Below are 403 nucleotides of genomic sequence, written 5' to 3' on the forward strand. Positions count from 1 at the left end.
AGCCGTGGCACATTACAGACGAAGCGGTGCAAGCCAATCATTTGGCAGAAGAGTCCATCCAGTCGAACCATTTGGCCCCGGAATCCGTCACCTCTGATCATTTACAGGCTTCCTCGGTGTTTGCGAGACATCTGGCCGTGGACAGTGTGTCCGGTCGTGCGCTTCAAGCAGAAAGCGTCACCTCGGAAAAGCTGGCGGCACGCTCGGTGCAAGCGGCGAATCTTGCGGAAGGCAGCGTCGGCCCTTCACAGTTGTCTGAGCATGCCGTACACCCCCGGCACTTGGCAACGGGCGCAGTACAGGACAGAGCGCTGGCAGAGGGGGCGGTGAAGTCCGTGCATATCGCACCGGAGTCCATTCAGCCGCACCATCTGCACCTTGGAACCATTCAGGGTGTGCATAT

The 403-nt window shown here is 59.1% G+C and carries 1 pseudogene; it reads left to right on the forward strand.

Annotation, left to right across the window (positions count from 1 at the left end):
- Window positions 1-403: pseudogene (locus ACL9RM_RS26545) on the forward strand (hypothetical protein); the annotation flags it as partial.

Source organism: Paenibacillus sp. S29, assembly GCF_049319765.1.
Classification (GTDB): Bacteria; Bacillota; Bacilli; order Paenibacillales; family Paenibacillaceae; genus Paenibacillus; species Paenibacillus polymyxa_B.